Origin of the sequence: Bradyrhizobium sp. (assembly GCF_050014615.1) — a bacterium.
In the GTDB taxonomy this organism is placed as follows: Bacteria; Pseudomonadota; Alphaproteobacteria; order Rhizobiales; family Xanthobacteraceae; genus Bradyrhizobium.
In genome coordinates this window covers 1-3,418 of record NZ_JBEKCZ010000336.1, presented here as the reverse complement: position 1 = coordinate 3,418, position 3,418 = coordinate 1, and the positions used below count along the sequence as shown (strand labels likewise).

Sequence of the window (3,418 nt, the reverse complement as noted above, 5' to 3'; positions counted from 1 at the left end):
AACTGGTGCCAGTCGGAGAAATCGACGAGGCTCGTTCCATGGAAAGCCAGTTCGGGCTTTACATTGACGAAGGCGCCATCCGACCCCTTGGCGATGTCGGTATCGTGAAACAGCGAGAACATCATTTGCCCGGCCGCCAGCGTCACCATGATGAAGTAGAAGCCGCGCGTCAGCGTCGCAAAGGCCCCGACCACGAACGCCGCCGCCCCGCCGAGCACGAGCCCCGCGCCGAGCGCCACAAGGACATTCGCGGCCTCCGATTCCGGCGACACGAAATAAACGGCATAGGCACCGCATCCAAAGAAGGCGCCATGGCCGAAACTGACGAGGCCGGTGATGCCGATGAGAAGATCGAGGCTCAGAACAAAGGTCGCAAGTATGATGATGCGCGTCATCAGCTTCACCGGATAGGTTCCGGCGACAAAGGGCAATGCAACAAGGCAGGCCAAAAGTATCAGGAAGAAGACGATGACGCTGGGGTTTGGCTTCGTCAGCATGTCACGCCCGACCGAACAGGCCTGCGGGCCGCATGACCAGTACGATCGCCATCAGCGCGTAGATCATGAATGAGGAAAACTGAGGCATGAAAACCTTGCCGAACGCATCGGCCATGCCGATCAGCAACGATCCGATGAAGGCCCCGCGAATCGATCCGATGCCGCCGATCACCACGATGACGAAGGAAACGATCAAGACGCGATCGCCGACCCCAGGATAGGCGCTCTCGATCGGCGCTGCGAGCATTCCGGCTGCTGCGGCCAATGCCGTGCCCGCGGCGAAAACCAGCCGGAAGATCATGCGCGAATCGAACCCGAGTGCCTCGACCATCTCGCGGTTGGATTCCGCCGCCCGTATCAGACGGCCCACCCTTGTCTTCTGGATCACCAGGACCATCGCCAAAGCCAGCGCGAGGCAAATCGCCATCAGGGCCACGCGATATACCGGGTAGCTCAATCCATCGGTCAGGCGCACGCTGTCGGCGAGATAGGACGGCGCCGGAATCGCATGCGGGTAGGAACCCCACACGACCTGCTGAAACTCGTTGAAAACGAGGATCAGAGCGAAGGTCAGCAGCACCTGCTGCAAATGATCGCGGTTATAGAGATGCCGAATGAACAGATATTCGATCAGAAAGCCGCACAGGAAAGCCAGAGGTACCCCGACCGCAAGCGCAAGGAATATATCGCCGAACAGGTTCGTGAGGCTCAGCGCCAGATAGGCGCCGAGCATGTAGAACGAGCCGTGAGAAAGATTGATCACGCCGAGAATGCCAAAGACCAGCGTCAATCCGCTCGCGGCCAGGAAGATGAGCAATCCCGACTGCAGGCCGTTGAGAAGTTGAACGAAGATAAGGCTCACGGGCCGCCACCATTGAGTTGCACAATGGAGCGGTGAATAGGTCGCTCGCTCCCGCCATTCATCCTTCGCTGTACAGGTTCAGACCAGCTTGCAACCCACCGTATCGTCGGCGATCGCCGCGGCGGCGAGACCGAGATAGTTGTTCTTGCCGCCCTTCAATTCGCGCAGGTAGAAATTCTGCACCGGATTGTGCGCGGATGACAGCTTGAACGGACCGCGCGGACTGTTGAACGATGCGGCTGCCATCGCGGCATTGAGCTGCGCCCGTTTTGCGATGTCGCCATCCACTGCCTTGAGACCGATATCGAGCAGTTGCGCCGCATCCCAACCCTGTACGGCGAAGACATCGGGCGGGATCTTGTAGGCCTGCTGGAACGCTTCGACGAACGCCTTGTTTTCCGGATTGTCGAGATCGCCGACATAATGCAGCACGGTCTTGATTCCGTCGCCCGCGGCACCGGCCTCCGCCTCGACACCGTCAGTGAGAAATCCGGGACCCCAGAGCGGTATTCCAAGCTTCGCCGCGGCATAGTCCTTGATGAATTTCAGCGCGCCGCCGCCAGAGAAGAAGACGTAGACGCAATCCGGTTTGAGCGACGCGATTTCCGCGAGCGCCGACTGGAATTCGACATCGGGGAAGGGAATCGTGATATCCTTCAGAACCTCGCCTTGACCGGCGGTGAAAGCTTTCTTGAAACCACCGACCATTTCCTCGCCGGCTGCATATTTCCAGGAAACGGTCACAGCCTTCCGGTGCCCGGCCTTGATCATGCTGTCGCCCGTCGCTCGGCCAATCTGGCTGTTGGCGAAGGAGGTTCGGAACACGTTTTCGGCACACATCGCGCGGGTGATGATGTCGGCGCCGGCGTTCGGAACGATGGTTGGGATGCCGTCCTCGCGCGCGATCTTGACCATCGCCATGGCGACGCCGGAATGAACGGTGCCGATCAGGATATCCGCCTTTTCGCCCTTGATGAGCTTTGTGGTCAACTCAGTCGCCTTCGGCGGCGCCGATTCATCGTCGACCTTGATATAGGAAACGTTACGGCCCGCGAGTTTACCGCCATGCGAGTTGGTGTATAGCTCGAGGCTGCGCATGATCGCCTCGCCCAGCGGGGCATAGGTGCCGCTGAACGGGAGCAGCACGCCGATCTTGAGAGAGCCCGCCTGCGCGTAAGACGGCCGCGCATACGATCCAAAGGCCGATGCAGCGCCGGCCGACACACCCATCGACAACAAGTGACGACGACTAATCATGGTCTCTCTCCCTGTCGGCGGGTCCAGGCTTAGTTGCACCGGGGTCCAATTAATCTATTATAGTACTATAATACGCTTTTTACACCGTCGTTGATCCAGATCAAAGCGGCTCCCGAGGTTACGCTTTCCTTTCGCTTGTTCACTCGGCACCTCGAGATGCCACCGTCTCCCGGGAACGAAAACTTGAGAAGAGCGTCATGAGAGATGTTTGCGTGCTTGGTATTGGCCAAAGCATCTTTGGGACATTTCCACACCGAAGTGTCGAGACTCTCGGCCGCGGGGCCGCTCGGGCAGCGCTGCATGATGCTGGAATTGAGGCGCCTCAGCTGCAGGCCATTTATGCCAACCAGCAATGCTCCCAAATGATCACAGGGCAAGCGACCGCTCCGGATATCGGCATTGCCGGAATCGAGGCGGCGAACAGCGATGACGCCCACGCGGGCGGAGCTGCGGCCGTATGGCGATTGTGGAAGGACGTTGCGACCGGTATCGTCGATGTGGGGATAGCGCTTGGCGCAGATTCGGCGACCGAAAGGCCCGTCGCGCGAACGCCAATTCCCCAATTCGAATACGAAGCCGCTGGCGTTCTCGGCACGTCCGTTTTTGCCCTTGCCACGCGGCGGCTCATGGAGACGCAGGGCGCGACAATCCAGGACTTTGCGCAAGTTTCCGTGAAGGCGCATGATGCGGGTGCACTGAATCCAGCAGCGCAAAGCTGTCAGAGAATCACGATCGAACAGGTTGTCAATTCCAGGATAATCGCCGATCCGATTACCATGCTTCAGTGTTGTCCCGGCACGGA

4 protein-coding genes are annotated in these 3,418 nt (G+C 59.2%); 1 reads left to right on the top strand and 3 read right to left on the bottom strand.

The genetic code is table 11. The annotated features are described in order from the left end of the window. The 3 genes from ABR948_RS29160 to ABR948_RS29150 form a co-directional block, all read right to left on the bottom strand. Window positions 1-497: ABC transporter permease subunit (locus ABR948_RS29160; RefSeq protein WP_428124723.1), on the bottom strand; the 497-nt coding region annotated here is incomplete at its 3' end. A gap of 1 nt (window position 498) precedes the next feature. Continuing rightward, the gene (locus ABR948_RS29155) at window positions 499-1,359 is read right to left on the bottom strand and encodes a branched-chain amino acid ABC transporter permease (protein ID WP_428124721.1); all 861 of its coding nucleotides are present in this window, start codon (window positions 1,357-1,359) and stop codon (window positions 499-501) included. Window positions 1,360-1,437: 78 nt separating this feature from the next. Continuing rightward, window positions 1,438-2,616 (bottom strand): ABC transporter substrate-binding protein, encoded by a 1,179-nt coding sequence (locus ABR948_RS29150; protein WP_428124719.1) that lies wholly within the window; start codon window positions 2,614-2,616, stop codon window positions 1,438-1,440. A 197-nt stretch (window positions 2,617-2,813) separates the two neighbouring features. Between ABR948_RS29150 and ABR948_RS29145 the strand changes: the two genes are divergently transcribed. Next, window positions 2,814-3,418 (top strand): thiolase family protein (locus ABR948_RS29145; RefSeq protein ID WP_428124717.1); only part of this gene is annotated, 605 nt, incomplete at its 3' end.

Excerpts from the sequence above, each read along its gene's own strand:
- ABR948_RS29150 (WP_428124719.1), bottom strand. The coding sequence starts at position 2,616 with ATGATTAGTCGTCGTCACTTGTTGTCGATGGGTGTGTCGGCCGGCGCT.